Here is a 21,478-nt window from a genome sequence, read left to right as displayed (position 1 = left end):
CACACGCGCGGACGTCCCTATCAGGAAACGAGGAGCTCAAGTTGATTCAACGCATTTCCCGCTTTTTCACGCAGGTGGTCCACCGCGTGCTGCCCGACCCATTGATCTTCGCGATCCTGCTGACGATCGTCACGTTCGCGCTCGCGTTCGGCCTCACGCCGAACTCGCCCGCGCAACTCACGACGATGTGGGGTTCGGGCTTCTGGAACCTGCTCGCGTTCTCGATGCAGATGGTGATGATTCTCGTCACCGGCCACGCGCTCGCGAGCTCGCCGCCCGTGCGACGCATGCTCGTTGCGCTCGCAAGCACCGCGCGCACGCCGGGGCAGGGCGTGATGCTCGTCGCGTTCGTCGGCGCGCTCGCGTGTGCGATCAACTGGGGCTTCGGCCTCGTGCTCGGCGCGATGCTCGCGCGTGAAGTCGCGCGCCGCGTGGCCGGCAGCGACTACCGGCTGCTCGTCGCGTCCGCGTACATGGGCTTCCTGAGCTGGCACGGCGGGCTGTCGGGTTCGGTCCCGCTCGTCGCGGCGACGAAGGGCAATCCGATGGAAAAGACCATCGGGCTGATTCCCGTGTCGCACACGATCTTCACCGGCTACAACGCGTTCATCACGATCGGGCTGATCGTGATGCTGCCGTTTCTCGCACGGATGATGATGCCGAAGCCCGGCGACGTTGTCAGCGTCGATCCGGCGCTGCTCGCGGAGCCGCCGAGCGTCGAGCGTCAGCTCGGACCCGACGCGACGTTCGCCGAACGACTGGAAGAAAGCCGCGCGCTGTCGATCGTCGTCGCGGCGCTGTGCGCGGTGTTCTTCGTGCTGCGGTTCAAGCAGAAGGGCTTCGCGCTCGACATCGACACCGTGAACCTTGCGTTCCTCGCGGCCGGCATCCTGCTGCACCGTACGCCGATGGCCTATGCGCGCGCAGTGGCCGGCGCGGCGCGTGGCGCGTCGGGGATCATGATCCAGTTCCCGTTCTACGCGGGCATCCAGGCGCTGATGGATCACTCGGGCCTCGCGGGCGTGATCACCAAGTGGTTCGTCGATATCGCGAACGTGCACACGTTCCCGTTGCTCGCGTTCCTCAGCTCGGCCGTGATCAACTTCGCGGTGCCGTCGGGCGGCGGCCACTGGGTCGTGCAGGGCCCGTTCGTGATGCCGGCCGCGCAGGCGCTCGGCGCCGATCTCGGCAAGGCCGCGATGGCGATTGCGTACGGCGAGGCGTGGACCAACATGGCGCAGCCGTTCTGGGCGCTGCCTGCGCTCGCGATCGCCGGGCTCGGCGTGCGCGACATCATGGGGTACTGCGTGACGACGCTGCTGTTCTCGGGCGTGGTGTTCGTCGCAGGGATGTATCTGTTCTGATGAAACGCGGCGCGACGCGGACGAAATTGAATCGCCGCATCGCGCCGGCTTGAATCGCGCGGACGTTCAGCCGGTCGAGCGCGCACCGCGCAGTTCGTGCCCGTGACGCAGCGCAAGACTCGCGAACGCCGCGACGACGAGCGCCGCGGCGAGCAGCGTGAGCCCGTTCCTTGCATTTCCCGTCGCCTGTTCGATGGCGCCGACGACAGTCGGGCCGACGAAGCCGCCGAGGAGCCCGCACGTATTCACGAGACCGAGACCACCGGCCAGCGCGCTGCCCGCGAGTCGGGACGCGGGAAACGTGAAGACGATCGACTGCACGACGAAGAACATCGACGCGGCAACGCACACGCAAGCGAGGCCGGCCACCGGCGTCGCTTGCGCGGCGCCCACCATCCCCGCTGCCATGACCACGAGCCCGGCGCACAGTATCCGGCGCGAGTGGCGCGACTCGCGCGCGAAGCGCGGCAGCGTGGCTGCGCCAAGCGCGGCGGCCAGCCACGGCAACGCGGTCAGCAATCCGACCGCGAACGGCGAGAAATGCCCGGATGCACCGATGATGCTCGGCAGGAAGAAGATCACCGTGTAGATCGTCAGTTGGTGGCAGAAGTACACGAAAATCGCGAGCCAGATCTGCGGATCGCGCAGCGCGGAGCCGAACGCGTGAGCGCCGCGGGTGGCCACGCCGGCATCCTGTTCTGCCGCCAGCGCGCGTTCGAGAGCCCGACCGGTTTCCGGCGAGAGCCACGGTGCGCTGCTGGGGCGGTCCGGCAGGCGCATCCAGACGACGATGGCGAGCAGGATCGCCGGAATCCCTTCGACGACGAACAGCCATTGCCAGCCGTGGAGGCCGAGCGAACCGTCGAGTTCGATCAGCGCGCCGGCCAGTGGCCCGCCGATGATGTTCGCGATGCACACGCCCAGCAGGAAATAGCCTGTCGCTCGCGCACGTTCCTCGCGACCGAACCAGTACGTGAGGTACAGCATCACGCCCGGAAACAGCCCGGCTTCGGCGACGCCGAGCAGCAGGCGCATCACATAGAACGACGTCGGGCCGCCGACGAATGCCATCGCGACCGACAGCGCACCCCAGGTAATCATGATCCGCGTGATCCAGAAGCGCGCGCCGACGCGGTGCATGATCAGGTTGCTCGGGATCTCGAACAGCGCGTAGGTGAGGAAGAACAAACCCGCGCCGAGCCCGTAGGCGGCGGATGAAATGCCGAGATCCACACTCATCGAGTGTTTGGCGAATGCGATGTTGGTGCGGTCGAGGAAGCTGATGACATAGGCGGCGATCAGCAGCGGCATCAACTTGCGAAACAGCAGCCGGTTCAGCGACGCGCTTGTGTCGCAGGCGGCGGAAGGCAGTGCCTGGGCGTGGTGAGTGGACATGCGGACGACTCCGGTAAAGGCGAACGGGGGCACACGGCAAGCACGGCGCACCGCGTTCGACAGAGGTCGCTGCGTCGCGCGCAGCGGAGGGGCAGACGACGAAAGCCGCGCCGGCGGCGCTCGACGGGAGCGGGGCGATGAAGGGCGTCCTGGCGCCGGCTCGGGCCGTCGCCTTGTCTCTGCGCTTGCGGGTCCTGGTGTACGGCGGATCTCGGGTAGGGCCCGGCGATCAGAACTTGACCGCGTCGCCGCCCTTGAGCCTGAGCATCGCGCGCGCCTCGGCCGGCGTGGCGATGTCCAGCGACAGGCCCTCCAGCACCTGCCGCATCTTCAGTACCTGCGCGGCACTCGATTCGGCGAGCTTGCCCGGCGCGATCCACAGGGAATCCTCGAGCCCGACGCGCACGTTCGCGCCCTGTGCGGCGCCGATCGTCGCGAGCGGAATCTGGTTGCGGCCCGCGCCGAGAATCGACCACACGTAGTCGTCGCCGAACAGGCGGTCGGCCGTGCGGCGCATGTGCATCAGGTCTTCCGGGTGCGCGCCGATGCCGCCGAGCAGGCCGAACACGCTCTGCACGAAGAACGGCGGCTTCGCGAGCCCGCGGTCGACGAAATGCGCGAGGTTGTACAGGTGCGAGATGTCGTAGCACTCGAATTCGAAGCGCGTGCCGTTCGCACCGCAGCGCGTGAGAATCGTCTCGATGTCGGCGAACGTGTTCTTGAACACCAGGTCGCGACTCTTCTCGAGATGTTCGCGTTCCCACGGATGCTTCAGTTCACGAAAGCGCTCGAGCATCGGATAGAGCCCGAAATTCATCGAGCCCATGTTCAACGATGCGATCTCGGGCTGGAAATGCAGCGCGGGCTGCAGCCGTTCGTCGACGGTCATGTGCGGGCTGCCGCCCGACGTGAGATTGATCACCGCGTCGGTTTGCGCCTTGATGCGCGGCAGGAATTCGGCGAACACGGCCGGATCCTGCGTCGGCTTGCCGTCCGACGGGTTGCGCGCGTGCAGGTGCAGGATGGCGGCGCCGGCCTGGGCAGCCGCGACAGCGGCCGTCTCGATCTGCCGGGGCGTCACGGGCAGGTAAGGCGACATCGACGGCGTGTGGATCGCGCCGGTCGGCGCACAGGTGATGATGACTTTGCGAGCGTTTGCCACGGACAGGATTCCTTAATGTGAGCGGTGCAGGAGGCTTCAGAGCACTTCGACGTTGCCGCAGACGGAGATCGCCTGTCCGGTGATGCCGTGTCCTCCCGGCGAGCACAGGAACAGCGCGGTCGCGGCGATTTCGGCCGGATCGGTCATGCGTCGCAGCGAAATCTTCTCGAGATAGCGCTTTTCCATCTCGTCGTAGCCGATCCCGAGCTGCTGCGAGCGCGCCTCGATCACGCGGCGTATCCGCGGGCCGCGCACGATGCCGGGCTGGATCGCATTCACGCGGATGCCGAGTGGCCCGAGCTCGATCGCGAGGCTTTTCACGAGGCCGACGATGGCCCACTTGGTTGCCGCGTACGGCGTGCGGAACGCGTAGCCGAGCCGTCCCGCGACCGACGACAACGCGATGATCGCGCCGCCGTGCCTGGCCTCACGCAGCAGCGGCACCGCACGCCGCGCGAACTGGAATTGTGCGTTCAGGTTGATCGCGACCGTTTGCTCCCACTGCACCGGGTCGATCTCGTCGATGCCCGCTGTCGGGCCCGCGATGCCTGCATTGTTGACCAGCACGTCGAGGCCGCCGAGCGTCGCCGAGGCATCCGCGAACACACGCTCGACCGCGGCCGGATCGGATACGTCGGCCAGCGTTGCGCTGATCGTCGGGCGGGACGGCCGGTCGGCCAGCGCCGCGATGGCGGCTTGCGATGCATCGCACACATGGACGCGCGCGCCGCATTCGGCGAACGCGTCGGCGATCTCGAGACCGATGCCCGAGGCACCGCCCGTCACGAGGACGCGCAGGCCGTCATAGGGTTTCAGCAGGTCGGAAGCGGTCATGCCGGGTTGTCTCCATCGTTGAAGTGATCGGGTGTGGCGCCGCCCGGGGGCTGGCTGCCATGCAGAGCGACCGCTACGGCTTCGCATTCACGCGCCGAGGGGTTTGCTCGGCACGCAACGTCTCGGCGAGATCGTGCGCCGCGCCGCCGATGTCGAGCGCGATGCCGGCGCGCGCGCCGGCGCCGTCGCGCCGCTCGAGCGCATCCACGATCGCGCGGTGCGCATCCATCGAACGCTGCATGTGCGGGATATCAAGCGCGACCATGTTGAGGAACGGCCCGACGCGCATCCACAGGTTCTCGACGATCGCGAGCGTGCTTTCGCTCGCGCCGTGCGCGTAGATCGCGCTGTGGAACGCGAAATTGCTTTGCAGGTACGCGCGCGAACGGCCGGCCTCGACCTGCGCCTGCATCGTTTGGCAGGTCTTGCGGACGGCGGCAATCTGGGCGTCGGTCATGCGTGCGCAGGCGCGTTCGGCGATGCAGCCTTCGAGTGCGATCCGCACGTCGCGCAGTTCGTTGAGCATGTCGAGCGTCATTGGCGGTACGACGAGCGCGCGGTTCGGGCCGTCGACCAGCGCGCGCTCGGCGCGCAGCCGCGTGAGCGCGGCGCGCACGGGCATCGTCGACGAGCCGACTGCCTCGGCGACGCTGCGCAGGCTCAGCGCCTGGCCGGGCGCGAAACGGCCGCTCATCAGCGCTTCGCGCAGTTGCTGATAGACCTTGTCGGCCATCGTTTCCGATTCGATGGCTTTCAGTGCGGGCGGGACGATGCGAGGCGCCAAGGCGGGGTTCTCCTGGGTTTGATCTGCGATCTGTGATCACACTTGCGATGTGCGAAGTGTTGTCGATCGGGCGACGGGAGTCAAGATGGTCGGGGGTGGGGAAAACGAGGGGTGCTTCGCGGGAGGTGGGCGAGGGTACGACAGGTGTCGCCAGATGATTATTACGAAAACCTTTCTTTGAGCGCATCATGATGCGCGGGATGGAGGACCCGAAGGGTTTCGGGAAACCATGAGTCGCGGTGATTTTCCGATGCACGCGAGCCAACCAAGTTAATTCCAATGACAAGGAGTCGAAGTGAAACGACCTTCGTTTGCCGTTGCGTGGGGTACGGATCCTGCGAATTTTGGGAGTCTGTCATGAAGGGCGCCTGGATCGCGATCGCACTGGCATGCGCTGCGCTTCATCCTGCAACGGTGTCGGCGAAGGAGGCACCCCGAACGTCGCCGGAAGCCGGTTCACGGACCTACCTCCAGAACTTCAAGGACATGGTGCTCGCGCAGTGCCTGGCTACCGCCTACGAGCAGGCACCCGCCGTGAGCAAGGATATCGGCAGCAGCACGAACGCGTTGCGCGACTGGACCTACTACGACTTGGAGCGCGCACCGGACGTCGTGCACGCGCTGGTGGCGAAATACCTTGCACGTGATTACCGGAATCCGATCGTCGAATCGGAAGTGAGGGTCGTCAGGTTCGACTACCTGAAGTGCATGGATCTGTATCACGGCAAGGAACTGGACGCCGCCGCGAAGAAGCTCGTCCTGCGCCCGAACAGCACGTACCGGGCCGAGAACCCGCGATAGGCGGCCGCGTTCGAACGTCGCCATCCGCGTGCCGATCGGGCAGAATCGACACTCCGATTCTCCCGACGGACACCGCATGACCGACCCGAACGAACCGTCCGCGCGCCGCGCGTACGCGAGCTTCGCGCAACGCTACGCGGACATCGCGCCGACCAAGGCGCACAACGCACTCTACGAACGGCCGGCGACGATGGCGCTGCTCGGCGACGTCGACGGCCTGACGCTGCTCGACGCCGGCTGCGGGCCCGGCATCTGCAGCGAGCACCTCGCGCGCCACGGCGCGATCGTGCATGCGTTCGACATTACGCCCGAAATGATCGCACTCGCGAAATCCCGCTGCGCGGGGCTCGCGGTCGACGTCGTGGAAGGCGATCTCGCGGCGCCGCTCGACTGGCTGCCCGATCAGTCGTTCGACAAGATCCTGTGCTCGCTCGCGTTCGACTATCTGCGCGATCTCGCGCCGACGCTGCGTGAATTCCGGCGCGTCGCCCGGCCGGGCGCGACGCTGGTGTTCTCGATGGCGCATCCGATGCGCGACTGGATGGACGAGCGCACGCACGGGGCGGGCACGTACTACGACACGAACCGGTTCGGCATCCATTGGTCGGGTTTCGGCGAACCGAAGCCGTATGTCGAAGCATGGCGCCGCCCGCTCGCCGACATCCTGAACGCGCTCGCCGACGCCGGCTGGCGGCTCGAGCGCTTCGTCGAGCCGCGGCCGTTGCCCGAGATGCAGGCCGTGTCGGAACGGCTCCATGCGGAGCTGTCGCTGGCGCCGGCCTTCCTCTGCATCCGCGCGCGCTGCTGACGCCGCGCGGCGGATCGTCGGCGCTCAGTGCGCCGGCTCGTCGGTCAGCGTACCGAGAAACGCTTCGATATCCTTGATGTCCTGCGCGGTCATCGCGGGTTTGTCGCCGGGCTTGCGATCGAACGGCGCATCGGTCACGTCGACGTTCGCGCGGTACTTCGCCGGAATATCGTCGTACTCGTCGACCTTGCCGTCCGCGCCGCGCGAATAGAACTTCTGCGGCGAGATGCTGCGCTCGTTGTAGAACGCCATCACCTGGTCGAGCGTATGGAACACGCCGTTGTGGAAGAACACGTGGCGCGTCGCGGCGTTGCGCAGCGTCGGCGTGAGGAACATCGCGCAATACTGCGTCTGGTCCTTCAGGTCCTCGCGGAACGGTCCGCACACGCCGAGATCGTAGAACGCCGGGTTGCGGTTCTGCGCGAGCTGCCGGTTGCGCGGCGCGCCGAGCGCTTCGTACTGATAGTCGGTAAACATCGGCGGCAAGCCGTCCTTGCCGGGCTTCGACAGGTGGCAGCCGGCACAGTTGGCCTTGTCCGGATCGTTGAAGAGCCGCAGCCCGTGCAGTTCGGCCTGCGTGAGGCGCGCGCGGCCTTCGAGCCAGCGATCGTACTTGCTGTTGTACGGGTGGAACGACGGATCCTCGACCTGATACCGCGCGATCGCGAACATCGCCTCCGATACCGCGAGCTGCGGGCTGTCGAACACGCGCGGCCCGAACAGCTGCTCGAACTGCGCGCGATGCGACGACTGCGCGAGCTTGTGCACGACGTCGTCGATGCTTGCGTTCGCCATTTCCACCGGATTCAGCAGCGGTCCGAACGCCTGCTGCTGCAGGGTATCGGCGCGGCCATCCCAGAACATGCCGCCTTGCGGCACGAGCTGCGGTGCCGCCGACGTGCCGGCCACCTTCTGTGCCTTGACGACGCCGGCCGCCGCCGAAGCCTGCTGCGCGACGCTCGGCGCGGCGTCGTTTTCGCCGGCATCGGGGCCGATGCTGAAGTTGGGTTGCCGGTACAGGTACATCAGCGACGGCGGCGGACGATAACCCTGCTGCGTCATCGCGAGGCCGCCCGGCTGCACGTCGAGCCCGTTCGGCGGGCCGTACGCGTGATCGGGGCTATGGCATGACGCGCACGACTGCTTGCCGGAGGCCGACAGCGACGGATCGATGAACAGCGCGCGTCCCAGTTGCGCGACCGCGGACAGCGGCTGCGCGGCCGGGCGCTGCAGCACGACCGGATGCGGATTGGCGCCCGTCCAGTCGGCGACGACGTCGCCGATCGCCGCCGGCGTGCGGGCCGGAAACGCGATCGCGAACGCGCCGTAGCCGAGCACGGCCGCGCCGAGCGCGAGCGCCGCACGGCGCAGCGCGCGGGAAGGGGAACGCGGCGCGGTGGCGCCGGATGCGTCGGGAGACGGGTACGCGGGACGAGCTGTCATGCTGTCGGTCGGAAGTCGGAGTTCGGGCGCCGCACGACGCGGCGCGTGAAATGGAAACGGCCGGCGCACGATGCGCCGGCCTGCTGCTTGCTGCTACGTGTTACGCCATGCCGGTCAGTTCGCCGGTGCCGAGCTCAGCACGGTGCCTTGCGTCGGATCGAGATACAGCGGTGCCGTATTCGGCTTCGACGAGAAGTCGAACAGGCCGCGCAGGTCGCCCGCCGACGCATCGAACGAGCCGCCGCCGATGCGCTGGCTGCCGAGCCAGTTGTCCTCGATGAAGCGCACGACGGACGCCTGGTCGATCTGCGTGTGGTCGACGTAGTTCTGCTTCGCATACGGCGAGATCACGACCAGCGGAATGCGCACACCCGGGCCGCAGCGGCCGTTCACGGTGCCGCCGTTCACGCCGGTGGTGCCGCCCGAGCCGCACTTGCCGTTGCCGTTCACCTGGTCGACCGCGTCGGACGACGAGCGGGTCGGCGTCGTGTACGCATGGTCGTACCAGCCGTCCGAGTCGTCATAGGTGACGATCACGGCCGTGCTCTGCCAGTCGGGCTGCTGCTGCAGGAAGTTGACGACCTTCGTCACGAACGCCTGCTCGTCGAGCGGATCCGAATAGCCCGCGTGCGCGTCCTGCGCGGCCGGCGCCTTCAGGAAGCTGACCGACGGGAAGTTGCCGGCCTTCACGGCCGAGAAGAAGTCGTCGGTGTCGTACTGGTGGTTCGCCGGCTCGGCGGTCTTGCCGTCGGCTTCGAGGCTGGAGCCGATCGCCGAGACCGCGCTCGGGCGCGTGTGCTGCGGGTTCGACGTCGATGCGTAGTACTGGAACCAGTTGTGGTGCGGGATGTAGTCGGCCGTTGCGGCGTTCACGGCGGTGGCGATCGTGCTGCGTGCGCAGCCCGTCGTGCCGTTGCCGTTGGTCGTCGACAGGTTGAAGCCGCCCATGAAGCCGCCCCACGTGATCTTCGCGCCGTTCAGCAGGTCGCCGATGTTCTTGCCGGTCATCATCGCCTGGTCGGTCGTGCTCGAGCACACGTCGTAGCCCGGGTCGACGTCGTTGATCATCGTCAGGCCGCCCTGGCCGTCGTTGATGTAGTACGAGCTCTTCGCGAGCGTCGACGGTTGTGCCGACGTCTTGACGATCTGCATCCCGTTGGTCTGGCCCGACACGACGTTCAGCGCGCCCGGCGTCGACGGGCCGTACACCGTCGTATACGCGTTGTCGCTCATCGCGAAGCGCTGCGCGTAGTTCCACAGCGCGGTGACGGTGTTGCCGTCGAAGAAGCCCATCACCTGGCCCTTCGTACCGAACGCGCCGGCGCCGCCCGACGAGCCCTTGCCGGTGTATTTCGGGAACAGGTCGGCGAGGCCGTTGTCCTCGGCCTGCTGCTCGGCCGTGTAGGCGTGGTTCTGGTCGGCGGTCGCGGCCTGCGTGCGATCGAGGCGGAACGGGTTTGCGGCGTCGGTGCCGTTGGCCGTGTTCGTGAAGTTCGGGTTCGCGGTCAGCAGCGTGCCCGTCAGCCCGTTGACGGTCGGCGTGCCGGACTTCGCGGTGAAGGCCGGTTCACCGGACGGGTTCGACGCGTTCGGGTAGGTGCCGAAGTAGTGGTCGAACGACACGTTTTCGCCGTAGATCACGACGACGTGCTTGATCGGCGTGGCGGTTTTCAGCGCGTCCTGCGACGACACGGCGGGCGTCGACGTGGGATCGTCGCTGCCGCCGCAGGCGAACAGCGCAAGCGCTGCGCCGGCGCAGGCGGTGACGAGCAAGGCTTGACGGAACATCGGGAAACTCCGGATAGGTTTGCGATGGTGGGGATCGGCTTCGTCGCCGTGTCGGTTCGGCGCGAAGCTCGTTGATAGAGCACCGGCATTGAAACAGTCCGGTATGAAGATATGGGGGCGGAGCGGTTTCGCGACGGTTGCGTTGCGGTATCGATTTCATTACGGCGCGGAGAGTGACGAAAGACAACGGAAAGGGATGTGGTGTCTGCCACCTTGGCGACACATTCGGCCAGGCCCCTCGTCACGGCGCCAAACGCCATGTCCGGCGGGCGATAGCGCGCTGCGGGCAGGGTCGGTCGCGTGGCCGCGCAGCCGGTCGTTTTTGACAATCGCGTGACGCATTCATACGATGGACGGCCCGCGGCGACGATTTCGCGTTGCCGACCGTCAGCGAGTATTCAGCGTGCCGATTCCCGTTTTGTTTGCCGTGCTGTGCGCCGCGTTCCTGCACGCGTCATGGAATGCGCTCGTGCGCAGCAGCGGCGACCGGCTGCGGTCGGCCACCGTGCTGCAGATCGCGATCGGGCTGTTCGCGCTGCTGTTCCTGCCGGCCGCCGCGCCGATCTCGCCCGCAAGCTGGATCTGCGTCGTCGCATCGGCGGTGATTCATGTGGTCTATACGCTGCTGCTGGTGCGCGCGTACGAACACGGCGACCTGACCGTCGCGTATCCGGTCGCGCGCGGCACCGCGCCGCTGCTCGTCACGCTGGGCGCGGCGGCGTTCGCCGGCGAGCGGCTGAACGTGGGCGCGCAATTCGGGCTCGTGCTGATCTGCGCGGGGATCATGGCGATCGGGCTGGAAGGCGGACGCGGTGCGCGGCACCGGATGACGCAGGTGTTGCCGACCGCGTTTGCGACCGGCGTGTCGATTGCCGCGTACAGCGTGGTCGACGGGATCGGTGTGCGCGAAAGCGGCAGCACGATCGGCTATACCGCGTGGATGTTCGTGCTGACCGGGCTGCTGATGGCCGTGTACTACCGGCTGCGGGCGGGGTCGCTGCGGCTCGCGCAGGATGTCGGCGAAACGGCGAAGGCCGCGTGCGGCGGCGTATTTGCGGCGCTCGCGTACGGGATCGTGATCTGGGCGATGGATCGCGCGCCGATGGGCCCGGTGTCGGCGTTGCGCGAGACGAGCGTGGTGTTCGCGGCGCTCATCGCGCGCGTGTATCTGGGCGAGCGGCTGACGCCGCGTCGCGCGGGCGGGTGTGTGGTGATTGCGTCGGGGGCGCTGCTGATCAGCGCGTTTGAGGCGGTGCGGTGAACACGGCTATCGAACGACGCATGGCTCGGCGTATCGCCTGACGCCTCAGCTCTCCACCGGCATCGCACTCGTGCACTTGATCTCGTCGAGACACACGCTCGAATGCACGCCGCTCACGCCGGGAATGCGCATCAGCGTCTCGAGCAGGAACGTCGACAGCCCCTTCAGGTCGTGCGCGACCACTTTCAGCACGTAGTCGATATCGCCCGTCACCGAGAAACATTCCTGGATCTGCGCGAGATCCGACACCAGTTTCTGGAACTTCGACAGGTCGCGGATATGCCCGCGCTCCATGGTCACGTGCACGAACGCGGTGACGCCGAAACCGAGCGTATCGGGGCAAAGGCGCGTCTCGTAACGGCGGATCGCGCCGATCTCCTCCAGCCGGCGGTGGCGTCGCAGCGTCTGCGCGGGCGACAGGCCGACCGCCTTCGCCAGGTCGAGGTTCGACGCGCGACCGTTCTCCTGCAACACCGACAGCAAGTGGCGATCAATCCGATCGAGAACCGGTTCAGGCATTTTTGTTTCCTCATCTGTCTCCCGGATGCAATCTTATCTCATAATGTAGGGTTTGCATGAGCGGGTTACGCAACCCGATTTCGTCGTCGCGACGCTAAACTGACGCCGGATTTTCGTGTGCGACCGCAGCAATGCGGCGAAGACGACAGTCGGCGGCCGGTCTGGCGGGCCCGTCGACGCGAATCATCGGGCGTTGCCACGCGAAGATTGCAGTCCCCAACCCGGTGGCTCCACGAACGGTCGCCGGCACAGCAAAACAGCGCCCGGCACACCGAGGCGCGCCGCACCGCTTCCGGCGGAAGCGGAGAGAGTGGAGAAGACATGGTTTCTGGAAACGAGAAGGACGGCCTGAAGCGGGGGCTGAAGAATCGCCACATCCAGCTGATCGCGCTCGGTGGCGCCCTCGGCACGGGGCTGTTCCTCGGCATCGCGCAGACGATCAAGATGGCTGGCCCGTCCGTGCTGCTCGGCTACGGGGTGGCCGGCATCATTGCATTCTTCATCATGCGCCAGCTCGGCGAGATGGTCGTCGACGAGCCCGTCGCCGGCTCGTTCAGCTACTTCGCCGACAAGTACGTCGGCCACTTCACCGGCTTCCTGTCCGGCTGGAACTACTGGGTGCTGTATATCCTCGTCAGCATGGCCGAGCTGTCGGCCGTCGGGATCTACGTGCAGTACTGGTGGCCGGGCGTGCCGACCTGGGTGTCGGCGCTGGTGTTCTTCGTCGCGATCAACCTGCTGAACCTGGCGAGCGTGAAATCGTACGGCGAGACGGAATTCTGGTTCTCGATCATCAAGGTGGCCGCGATCGTCGGGATGATCGGCTTCGGCGGCTGGCTGCTCGCGAGCGGTCATGCGGGGCCGGAAGCGACCGTCGCGAACCTGTGGCAGCACGGCGGCTTCTTCCCGAACGGCGTGTCGGGGCTCGTGATGTCGATGGCGGCGATCATGTTCTCGTTCGGCGGGCTGGAGCTGATCGGCATCACCGCGGCCGAAGCCGACGATCCGAAGCACAGCATTCCGCGCGCGACCAACCAGGTGATCTACCGGATCCTGATTTTCTACATCGGCGCGCTCGCCGTGCTGCTGTCGCTGTATCCGTGGGAAAAGGTCGTCTCCGGCGGCAGCCCGTTCGTGCTGATCTTCCACGCGCTGAGCAGCAACATGGTGGCGAACGTGCTGAACGTGGTCGTGCTGACGGCCGCGCTGTCGGTCTACAACAGCGGCGTGTACAGCAACAGCCGGATGCTGTTCGGCCTCGCGAAGCAGGGCAATGCGCCGAAGGTGCTGTGCTCGGTGAACAAGCGCGGCATTCCGCTCGCCGCGCTCGGCGCGTCGGCGCTTGCGACCGGCGTGTGCGTGCTGGTCAACTACTTCATGCCGGGCAAGGCGTTCGAGGTGCTGATGGGCCTCGTCGTGTCGGCGCTGATCATCAATTGGGCGATGATCACGCTGATCCACCTGAAGTTCCGCCAGGCCAAGCGTATCGCCGGAGAGCAGACTGTGTTCCGCAGTCTGGGCTATCCTTTCACGAATTACCTGTGCCTGGCGTTCATGGCCGGCATTCTCGTCGTGATGTACCTGACGCCGGATCTCCGTCTGTCGGTGTACCTGATCCCGGTATGGCTCGCGGTGCTCGCGATCGGGTATCGCTTCCGTCAGAAGAATGCGGGCTACGCGGTGCGCGACGGCGCGTCCATCCGCTGACACCGACGCTGACACGCAGGCCAGGCCACAACCGATCATTCTTCCAAACGAGACCGACATAGCCATGTTCGAACACATCGACGCGTACCCCGGCGACCCGATCCTGACGCTCAACGAGAACTTCCAGAAAGATCCGCGCGATCAGAAGGTCAACCTGAGCATCGGCATCTATTTCGACGCCGAAGGCCGGATTCCCGTGATGGGCGCCGTGCGCGAAGCCGAAACCGCGCTGCAGCGCGACATCGGCCCGAAGCCCTACCTGCCGATGATCGGCCTGGCCGCGTATCGCGACGCCGTCCAGTCGCTGGTGTTCGGCGCCGATCACCCGGCGCGTGCGGCCGGCCGCATCGCTACCGTGCAGACGCTCGGCGGCTCGGGCGCGCTGAAGGTCGGCGCGGACTTCCTGAAGCGCTACTTCCCGGACGCGCAGGTGTGGCTCAGCGATCCGAGCTGGGAAAACCACCGCTTCATCTTCGAGCGCGCGGGTTTCACGGTGAATACGTACCCGTACTACGACGAAGCGACGGGCGGCCTGAAGTTCGACGCGATGCTCGCGGCGATCGACGCGCTGCCGGCGCGCAGCATCGTGCTGCTGCACGCGTGCTGCCACAACCCGACCGGCGTCGATCTCGACGAAGGCCAGTGGGAGAAGCTGATCGACGTGATCGAGGTGCGCGGGCTGCTGCCGTTCGTCGACATGGCGTACCAGGGCTTCGGCGCGGGGCTCGACGCGGACGCGTTCGCGGTGCGCGAGCTGGCCCGCCGCGGCGTGCCGGCGCTCGTCGCGAACTCGTTCTCGAAGAACTTCTCGCTGTATGGCGAGCGCGTCGGCGGCCTGAGCGTCGTCTGCGAGGATGCCGGCGCGGCCGACCGCGTGCTCGGCCAGCTGGCCGGCGCGGTGCGCTCGAACTACAGCAACCCGCAAACCTACGGCGCGAAGGTCGTGGCGGCCGTGCTCAACACGCCCGCGCTGCGCAAGCAGTGGGAAGAAGAACTTGCGGCGATGTGCCGCCGCATCGCGCGGATGCGCCAGTCGATCCACGACGGCCTGCGTGACCACGTGAGCGGCGAAGCGCTGACGCGCTACGTGAAGCAGCGCGGGATGTTCACGTACACGGGCCTGACCGAATCGCAGGTCGAAGCGCTGCGCGAAGTGCACGGCGTGTACATCCTGCGTTCGGGCCGCATGTGCGTCGCGGGCCTGAACGACTCGAACGTCGGCATCGTCGCGGATGCGATCGGCAAGGTGCTGAAGAGCGGCGTCTGACCGGCGCGCCGGCGCTCGCCGGCTGCATCGCCGAAACCGGCTGTCTCCATGCGGAGGCAGCCGGTTTTTTCTTGCGCGGCGGCGGCGCAGCGGTACGATGGGGGATCGAACGCGACGAAGGAGCGGCATGGCTATTCGAATCGTACGGCTGGGCACGCCGCGCGCGCCCGGCGAGGGCCTGAGGATCGGCACGGTGCGGCGGCCGCCGCGCGGTGTGCCGAAGGCGGAATTCGCGTCGCGAAACTACTATGATGTATGGCTGCCGACGCTCTCGCCGAGCGCCGAACTCGTCGCGCAGGCGCTGACGGCCGAAACCGACGCGCAATGGCATGCGTTCACGCGCCACTTCCGTGCGGAAATGGCGCATGGCGACGCGCCGAAGGTGCTGGATCTGCTTGCGGCGTTGTCCGCAACGAGCGCATTCTCGATCGGCTGTTACTGCGAGGACGCGCACCGTTGCCATCGCAGCGTGCTGCGCGAGCTGCTGGCGGAGCGCGGGGCGACGATCGACGCGGACGCGGGCTGAATCCGCCCGGCCGCATCATGTTGCGTGGCATCGCGTGGTCCAGCGAACCGGTTGACGTGGGTCAAGCACGCGGCGGCGCACACCACTATGCTCTGGTCATGGAGTCGTTACGACGATGACAGGCGGACAGATGCAGATTGCCTTTCCACCGGACCCGCCCGAATACTGCGCGCGTGATCTGGTCGTCGCGTTTTCGGCGCTGGTCGACGGTCGCTGTGTGCAGTGCGCGGTCACGGCCGAAGCACTGGAAGACCATTTCGGCGCGCGCTCGCTGCTCGAACGGGATTTACTGGACGCATTCGACGCGCACCGGTCCGCGATCGAGGCGATGGCACGGCGAATGCTCGACGAAATCGGCGGCCGGCCGGTGTTGCTGCATAGCGGTCACTTCCGGCTCGACGACTGATACCGCAGGAGGGCGCATGGCACTGCAGGGCACTATTCATGAACGCGACTGGTCGGTCGAAGTCGAGACACGGCCGTGCGAATCGGGCCAGTTCCGCTGTCGTGTGTCGGTCGAGCATGGCACCGGGCCGGCGCGCTTTCATCACACGTTCGAGCACAGTCATGCGTATCCGACCGAGCACGAAGCGGCGATCGAAGGGCTGCGCGCCGGGATGACGTGGATCGAAATGAAGACGTCGCAGACGTTCAGCGTGTGAACGGCCGCGCGTCGATCGAGGCGGGCGCGTCATGCCGGTAGCGGCGTGAACGCGTATCTCCGGCCTTCCGTCGGGCCGGCGGGAAACACGCGCGGTGCCGCCGGATTCCGGCGCAGGCGCGGCAGCAGGACAGGCAATGCGGGCGACGAGCGGGCAACGCCGTCAGGAGGAGCGAAATGGGCGTGGGCATGCAGATCGTCTGCGTCGGTTGCACGCGCTTCGCCGCGCTGGAAGCCGAAGCGGGTGCGCAACTGGTGCGGCTCGAACGATTCCGCGCGCGGCTCGGCGATTGCCGCCTGGCGATCGAGGCGCGCCCGTCCGTCGACGGAGGCCGGACTTACGACGTGAGGCTGGAGCTGCTCATGTACGGCCGCGCACCGGCATCGTTGCCATGCTGCAGCGGTGACGACGTAGCCGAGGCGATGCGCTGTGCGTTCGCGCAGGCCGAACGAATGCTGGACGCGTGGCAGACCGGCGACATCGAAGCGCTTGCGCTGCAGGGCGCCGCGACCGGCGATGCGTCGCGATGAAGCGAACGCGACCCTGACGCCGGTCAGACTTGCGCGAGCGCCTGCGCGTCGATGATCCGCACGCGCTTGCCGCGCGTTTCGACGAGCGCGTCGCGATGGAACCGGGAGAACATCCGGCTGACGGTTTCGAGCTTCATCCCGAGATAGCAGCCGATTTCCTCGCGCGTCATCCGCAGGTTGAATTCCGATGCGGAATAGCCGCGCGCCTCGAAGCGCGCCGACAGGTTCAGCAGGAAATGCGCGACACGCTGTTCGGCCGACATCGTGCCCAGCAACAGCATCTGGCTCGATTCGCGGACGATCTCGCTGCTCAGCATCTGATAGAGAAAATGCTGCATCGACTTCATCTCGCGGCACGCCGCTTCGAGCGCGCCGAACGGGATGATGCACACCACGCTGTCCTCGAGCGCGATCGCATCGCAGCAGTGCTGGCCGCCGCCGATCCCATCCATCCCGAGCGTTTCCCCGGCGATCTGGAAACCGGTCACGTGCTCGCGGCCGTCACGATGCATCATCACCGTCTTGAACGAGCCTGCACGCACCGCATAGATGCTATGGAACGGATCGCCTGAGCGGAACAGCGCATCGCCCTGGCGAATCTGCCGCGTCGCGCAGATGATCGCGTCGAGCCGGCCGTACTCGGCGGCCGTCAGGTCCGGCGGCAGGCACATCGAGCGCATCGCGCAGACGGAGCAGCGCGCGGCCGGATGTTTGGCGGCGTCGGCAGACGTAACCGCCCGAAGGGGAATCGTTGGCCGGGGCTCGACGTACGGGTCGGCTGCACAGGTGGCGGCGGTAGACATGGGTCACTCTGGCTCGGTCAGGGGTGCTGCGCGCGAGCGTGCACCAGGGATTCGATGACGCGGCATGCGGCGTCGAATTCGGTGGTCTTGTCGAAGAAGTAATCGGCGCCGGCCACCGCGCATGCCTCTCTGAATGCCGCTGCCGAATGATTCGTCAGCACGAGCGTGACGACGCGCGGTGCCGCCTTCGACAGCATCCCGATCAGGTCGAGACCGATACCGTCCGCGAGCCGCAGGTCGACGATCACCACGTCCGCGTGGCTGCTGCGGATGTGGGGCAGCGCGTCGTGGCCGTCTTCCGCTTCGCCGACGACCACGACGCCGCCGATCGCGCCGACGCGCAGCGCGATCCGTTGCCGGACGGCGACGGCATGATCGACGAGGAACACCCTCAGTGCGGTGGGTGGCAGGCTGGCATTCATGCGGGCAGTATCGTGGCCCGCCGCCGAAAAGAAAATCGGCCGAATTGGAAGTTTGTGTAGGCCGCTTCGCCGCGTTGTAGGGCGATTCCTACAACGCGTACCGGCACACGGCGGCGCGCGCACGTCGCGATGACGGGCGCACGGCAGGCGGGCAGCGGGGCGCTGCCGCTGAATCAGTTGCGCGAGCGCGCGTCCAGTGCGTCGCGCGCCGTGCGGCACGCGGCGAGATCCCATGCCGCACAGCCGACGCTCTTGAACAGCAGCGGGCCGCGGCGCTCGAATGCGCCGCGCAGCACGTCCGCGAGCGACGCGACTTGCTGCCAGTCGACCTGCGCGACGATCAGGTCGCCGGCCTCATGGCGGGCGCCGACCGGGTCGTCGACGACGAGGCGGCTATGGCGCACGGTGTCGGCGTCGATCTCGGCGGCGTCCGCGGTGAATGCGCCGACGCCGACCACCAGCCGGCCCTCGCGTGCCGCTTCGCGATAGACGGGCGTGCGGCTCGTCGTCAGCGTGACGACGACGTCGATCGCATCGGGAATCGCGTCGCCGTCGAGCGGCGCGAGCCGCGGCGCCTGCGCGCGGTGCGCGGCGCAGAACTCGGCTGCGCTGTCGGCGCGCGAGCCGCGCACGTGCAGGCGTGCGTCCGGGAAAATCGCCGCGAGCGCTTCCGCGTGATTGGCGGCCTGCTTGCCGGTGCCGATCAGCAGGATGTCGTGCGGCGCGGCGCCGTGCAGCGCCTGGATGCCGAGCGCCGTGACGGCGGCCGTGCGGCGGCCGGTGACCGTCGGGCCGTCGAGCACGAAGCGCAGCGCGCCCGTCGTCGCGTCGTACGCGCTCACCTGGCCGAGGATCGTCGGCAGTCCGAGTGCGCCGTTGCCGGGGCACACGTTCACGAGCTTGTGGCTGGCAAGGTCGCGCGCGCTCGACGGCATCGACAGCATCACGCCGCCGGCCTGCAGCGGCACGACCAGCCGCTCGGGGCTGACGATTTCGCCTGCCGCGTAGTCGGCGACGGTTTGCCTGAGCGTGGCGAGCAACGCCGGGTAGTCGAGCAGTGCGGCCGTTTCGGTCGCGTCGAAAGCGGGAATCCGGGAGAGGGCGGTCATCGTGTGGATCGGTTGCGTCGGTGGGCATGGACGACGGGCGCAGGGTGCGCTCGCCACGGAGGCTGCCGGATACCGCGACAGCGGATATTCTGGATCGAATCTATACCAATTGCAGGGCATTCCGCAATCCGGAAAATCGAGCGAATGGCCGATTTTGGTTCTAATATCCATCCAGATGGGGCGCTGCGCGTATCGGCACTGGTGTCGCTCCGGTATAGTGCGAACCCATTTCACGTCCACGCCCGCCCGGGCAGGAGCCTGCCGATGATGTCCGCCCGTCCCGAATCGCTCGAAGCCGGTTTTCGGCCGCTGCAGATCTACGAGCAGGTCGCCGAGAAGATCCGCGACGAGATTTGCGCGGGGCGCTATGCGGCCGATTCCCGGCTGCCGTCGGAGCGCGAACTGGCGGCGCTGTTCCAGGTCGGCCGGCCGGCCGTGCGGGAGGCGCTTGGCGCGCTGCAGAACGAAGGGCTCGTGTTCACGAAGCGCAATTCCGGCACCTACGTCGTGTCGGCGCCGCTCGACGTGCTCGCGCAGCGCGGCGACACGCACAGTACGCCCGACGCGGACTTCAGCCCGACCTCGACGCTCGACGTGCGGCTCATTCTCGAGCCCGCGATCGCCCGCCTCGCGGCCGCGCACGGCCGCGCCGATCCGGTCGCCGAAAGCTATCTTGCGCAGATGGAAACCGTCACCGACATCGACGATCCGCAGCAGCGCGCGGTGTGGAACGAGAGCGACCGGCTGTTCCACCGGCAGCTCGCGCTGATGACCGGCGACGCGCTGATCGTCAAGATCGCGGACGAAGTCGCGAAGACGATGGACCAGCCGCTGTGGCGGCGACTGAAGGACGACGGGATCTACGACGCGGGCCGCATCCGGCTCTACGTGTCCGAGCACCGGCTGATCTACGAGGCGATCGTGTCCGGCGATGGCGACGCGGCCGCGTTCTATGTCGAGCAGCACATCTGCCGCGTGCGGCGCGACATCGCGCCGAAGTAACGGCGTCGCGTTGTTCTGGTATTGAAAGAAACCAGATTCGGAAAAATAATTTTGAAATTGCTTGCATGGTGACCACGCGTGACCTACATTGGTTTCACACAAAACCAATCAGGAGACACCATGCGACACGTCTTGACCGCGCTTTCGGTGGCCATCGCCGCCGGCGCGCTGACTTCCGCCCACGCGCAGGAAGTCGTGATCATCGGCCATTCGGCGCCGCTGACCGGCCCGCAGGCCGCCAACGGCAAGGACAATGAAAACGGCGCGCGGCTGGCCGTCGACGAGCTCAACAAGGCGGGCGTGAAGGTTGCCGGCAAGGCCGTCACGTTCAAGCTGCTGTCCGAGGACGACCAGGCCGACCCGAAAGCGGGCGTGCAGGTCGCGCAGAATCTGGTCGACAAGGGCGTCGTCGCGGTGCTCGGGCCGTACAACTCGGGCGTCGCCATCCCGGCATCGCGCGTGTACAACACCGCAGGTGTACCGATGCTGCCAGTCGCATCGAATCCGGCGCTGACCAAGCAGGGCTTCAAGAACATCTTCCGGATCGGCGCGAGCGACGAACAGCTCGGCGGCACGATGGCCACGTTCGCCGCGCAAACGCTGCACGCGAAGACGGCCGCCGTGATCGACGACCGCACCGCCTACGGGCAGGGCGTTGCCGAGCAGTTCTCGAAGGTCGCGAAGGAGAGCGGGATCAAGATCGTCGACCAGGAGTATACGAACTCGTCGGCCAGCGATTTCCTCGGCATTCTCACCAAGATCAAGGCCAGCAACCCCGACGTGATCTTCTTCGGCGGCTATGCGGCGCAGGGCGCGCCGATGGCCAAGCAGATGAGGCAGCGCGGGTTGCGCGCGAAGCTGCTCGGCGGCGATGGCATCTGCTCGGCCGACATGGGCAAGGTCGCGGGCGACGCGGCATCCATCGTCTACTGCGCACAGGGCGGCGTCGCGCTCGAGAAGACCGCGGCCGGCCGCGAATTCCTGAAGAAGTACCACGACACCTATCACACGGATACGCAGGTCTACGGCGTCAACTACTACGACGGCATGAAGCTGCTCGCCGACGCGATGGTCAAGGCGGGCACGACCACCGACAAGGCGAAGCTGATCGCGCAGCTGGCGAAGACGAACTACGTCGGCGTCGCGGGCACCTATTCGTTCGATGCCAACGGCGACCTGAAGGGCGCGCCGACGACCGTCTACGTGATCCGCAACGGCTTGCCCGAGCCGTACGCGAAGTAATCGTCAACCGTCACCGGATGGCGGCGATGCCGCCGTCCGTCGTTTTCAC

Annotated in this window: 22 protein-coding genes; 12 read left to right on the top strand and 10 right to left on the bottom strand. The window is 66.9% G+C overall.

Annotated elements, in window-relative coordinates:
* The first annotated feature begins 41 nt into the window (after positions 1–41).
* Complete coding sequence (locus tag BX604_RS19060) at positions 42–1,364, top strand: TIGR00366 family protein (RefSeq protein WP_098552164.1); 1,323 nt, start codon at positions 42–44, stop codon at positions 1,362–1,364.
* 66 nt (positions 1,365–1,430) lie between these two features.
* Here BX604_RS19060 and BX604_RS19055 read toward each other — a convergent pair whose 3' ends face one another.
* The 4 genes from BX604_RS19055 to BX604_RS19040 all read right to left on the bottom strand — a co-directional run bounded on the left by BX604_RS19055 (position 1,431) and on the right by BX604_RS19040 (position 5,539).
* The gene (locus BX604_RS19055) at positions 1,431–2,759 is read right to left on the bottom strand and encodes an MFS transporter (protein ID WP_098552163.1); all 1,329 of its coding nucleotides are present in this window, start codon (positions 2,757–2,759) and stop codon (positions 1,431–1,433) included.
* Positions 2,760–2,988: 229 nt separating this feature from the next.
* Positions 2,989–3,921, bottom strand: coding sequence for a 3-keto-5-aminohexanoate cleavage protein (locus BX604_RS19050; RefSeq protein WP_098552162.1), 933 nt, complete (start codon positions 3,919–3,921; stop codon positions 2,989–2,991).
* A 36-nt stretch (positions 3,922–3,957) separates the two neighbouring features.
* Complete coding sequence (locus tag BX604_RS19045; RefSeq protein WP_098552161.1) at positions 3,958–4,755, bottom strand: SDR family oxidoreductase; 798 nt, start codon at positions 4,753–4,755, stop codon at positions 3,958–3,960.
* A 73-nt stretch (positions 4,756–4,828) separates the two neighbouring features.
* Positions 4,829–5,539: a GntR family transcriptional regulator gene (locus tag BX604_RS19040; protein ID WP_098552160.1), complete on the bottom strand. Its 711-nt coding sequence runs from the start codon at positions 5,537–5,539 to the stop codon at positions 4,829–4,831.
* Between the two features lie 357 nt (positions 5,540–5,896).
* Between BX604_RS19040 and BX604_RS19035 the strand changes: the two genes are divergently transcribed.
* Positions 5,897–6,340 carry a type VI secretion system amidase immunity protein Tai4 gene (locus tag BX604_RS19035; RefSeq protein ID WP_098552159.1) on the top strand — a complete coding sequence of 148 codons (444 nt, stop codon included), beginning with the start codon at positions 5,897–5,899 and terminating at the stop codon, positions 6,338–6,340.
* 76 nt (positions 6,341–6,416) lie between these two features.
* Positions 6,417–7,148, top strand: a complete 732-nt coding sequence (locus tag BX604_RS19030) for a class I SAM-dependent methyltransferase (protein WP_098552158.1) — start codon at positions 6,417–6,419, stop codon at positions 7,146–7,148.
* A 24-nt stretch (positions 7,149–7,172) separates the two neighbouring features.
* Here the strand turns inward: BX604_RS19030 and BX604_RS19025 are convergent, their stop codons facing one another.
* Both BX604_RS19025 and BX604_RS19020 read right to left on the bottom strand, forming a co-directional pair.
* Positions 7,173–8,591 (bottom strand): cytochrome-c peroxidase, encoded by a 1,419-nt coding sequence (locus BX604_RS19025; RefSeq protein WP_098552157.1) that lies wholly within the window; start codon positions 8,589–8,591, stop codon positions 7,173–7,175.
* 114 nt (positions 8,592–8,705) lie between these two features.
* Positions 8,706–10,379: a phospholipase C gene (locus tag BX604_RS19020; protein WP_098552156.1), complete on the bottom strand. Its 1,674-nt coding sequence runs from the start codon at positions 10,377–10,379 to the stop codon at positions 8,706–8,708.
* Positions 10,380–10,728: 349 nt separating this feature from the next.
* Here BX604_RS19020 and BX604_RS19010 point away from each other — a divergent pair, with 349 nt between their 5' ends.
* Positions 10,729–11,640 (top strand): EamA family transporter, encoded by a 912-nt coding sequence (locus BX604_RS19010; protein WP_098552155.1) that lies wholly within the window; start codon positions 10,729–10,731, stop codon positions 11,638–11,640.
* A 45-nt stretch (positions 11,641–11,685) separates the two neighbouring features.
* Here BX604_RS19010 and BX604_RS19005 read toward each other — a convergent pair whose 3' ends face one another.
* On the bottom strand, positions 11,686–12,159 hold the full coding sequence (locus tag BX604_RS19005) for an Lrp/AsnC family transcriptional regulator (RefSeq protein WP_006479071.1): 474 nt from the start codon (positions 12,157–12,159) through the stop codon (positions 11,686–11,688).
* A 321-nt stretch (positions 12,160–12,480) separates the two neighbouring features.
* Between BX604_RS19005 and BX604_RS19000 the strand changes: the two genes are divergently transcribed.
* From BX604_RS19000 to BX604_RS18975, 6 genes are all read left to right on the top strand, one after another.
* Positions 12,481–13,866 (top strand): amino acid permease, encoded by a 1,386-nt coding sequence (locus BX604_RS19000; protein ID WP_098552154.1) that lies wholly within the window; start codon positions 12,481–12,483, stop codon positions 13,864–13,866.
* Between the two features lie 64 nt (positions 13,867–13,930).
* The gene (locus BX604_RS18995) at positions 13,931–15,133 is read left to right on the top strand and encodes an amino acid aminotransferase (protein WP_098552153.1); all 1,203 of its coding nucleotides are present in this window, start codon (positions 13,931–13,933) and stop codon (positions 15,131–15,133) included.
* 127 nt (positions 15,134–15,260) lie between these two features.
* Positions 15,261–15,659 carry a DUF488 domain-containing protein gene (locus BX604_RS18990; RefSeq protein WP_098552152.1) on the top strand — a complete coding sequence of 133 codons (399 nt, stop codon included), beginning with the start codon at positions 15,261–15,263 and terminating at the stop codon, positions 15,657–15,659.
* A 115-nt stretch (positions 15,660–15,774) separates the two neighbouring features.
* Entirely contained in the window at positions 15,775–16,065 is a 291-nt protein-coding gene (locus BX604_RS18985) for a DUF1488 domain-containing protein (protein ID WP_098552151.1), read from the top strand.
* 16 nt (positions 16,066–16,081) lie between these two features.
* Entirely contained in the window at positions 16,082–16,321 is a 240-nt protein-coding gene (locus tag BX604_RS18980; protein WP_098552150.1) for a UDP-glucose 4-epimerase, read from the top strand.
* Between the two features lie 176 nt (positions 16,322–16,497).
* Positions 16,498–16,851 (top strand): metal ABC transporter ATPase, encoded by a 354-nt coding sequence (locus tag BX604_RS18975; protein WP_098552149.1) that lies wholly within the window; start codon positions 16,498–16,500, stop codon positions 16,849–16,851.
* A 23-nt stretch (positions 16,852–16,874) separates the two neighbouring features.
* Here BX604_RS18975 and BX604_RS18970 read toward each other — a convergent pair whose 3' ends face one another.
* The 3 genes from BX604_RS18970 to lhpI all read right to left on the bottom strand — a co-directional run bounded on the left by BX604_RS18970 (position 16,875) and on the right by lhpI (position 19,185).
* A complete protein-coding gene (locus BX604_RS18970; protein ID WP_098552148.1) occupies positions 16,875–17,654 on the bottom strand; it encodes a helix-turn-helix domain-containing protein in 780 nt (259 codons plus the stop codon).
* A gap of 17 nt (positions 17,655–17,671) precedes the next feature.
* The gene (locus tag BX604_RS18965; protein WP_098552147.1) at positions 17,672–18,076 is read right to left on the bottom strand and encodes a response regulator; all 405 of its coding nucleotides are present in this window, start codon (positions 18,074–18,076) and stop codon (positions 17,672–17,674) included.
* A 173-nt stretch (positions 18,077–18,249) separates the two neighbouring features.
* Positions 18,250–19,185: a bifunctional Delta(1)-pyrroline-2-carboxylate/Delta(1)-piperideine-2-carboxylate reductase gene (gene lhpI / locus BX604_RS18960; protein ID WP_098552146.1), complete on the bottom strand. Its 936-nt coding sequence runs from the start codon at positions 19,183–19,185 to the stop codon at positions 18,250–18,252.
* 264 nt (positions 19,186–19,449) lie between these two features.
* Between lhpI and BX604_RS18955 the strand changes: the two genes are divergently transcribed.
* Both BX604_RS18955 and BX604_RS18950 read left to right on the top strand, forming a co-directional pair.
* On the top strand, positions 19,450–20,187 hold the full coding sequence (locus tag BX604_RS18955) for a FadR/GntR family transcriptional regulator (RefSeq protein WP_098552145.1): 738 nt from the start codon (positions 19,450–19,452) through the stop codon (positions 20,185–20,187).
* Positions 20,188–20,307: 120 nt separating this feature from the next.
* Positions 20,308–21,429, top strand: a complete 1,122-nt coding sequence (locus BX604_RS18950) for a branched-chain amino acid ABC transporter substrate-binding protein (RefSeq protein ID WP_098552144.1) — start codon at positions 20,308–20,310, stop codon at positions 21,427–21,429.
* The last annotated feature ends 49 nt before the right edge of the window (positions 21,430–21,478 follow it).

The organism is Burkholderia sp. JKS000303 (genome assembly GCF_002563755.1).
GTDB classification, from domain to species: Bacteria; Pseudomonadota; Gammaproteobacteria; order Burkholderiales; family Burkholderiaceae; genus Burkholderia; species Burkholderia anthina_B.
The sequence above is the reverse complement of the archived record's forward strand: the minus strand, read 5'-3'. Positions and strand labels throughout refer to the sequence as shown.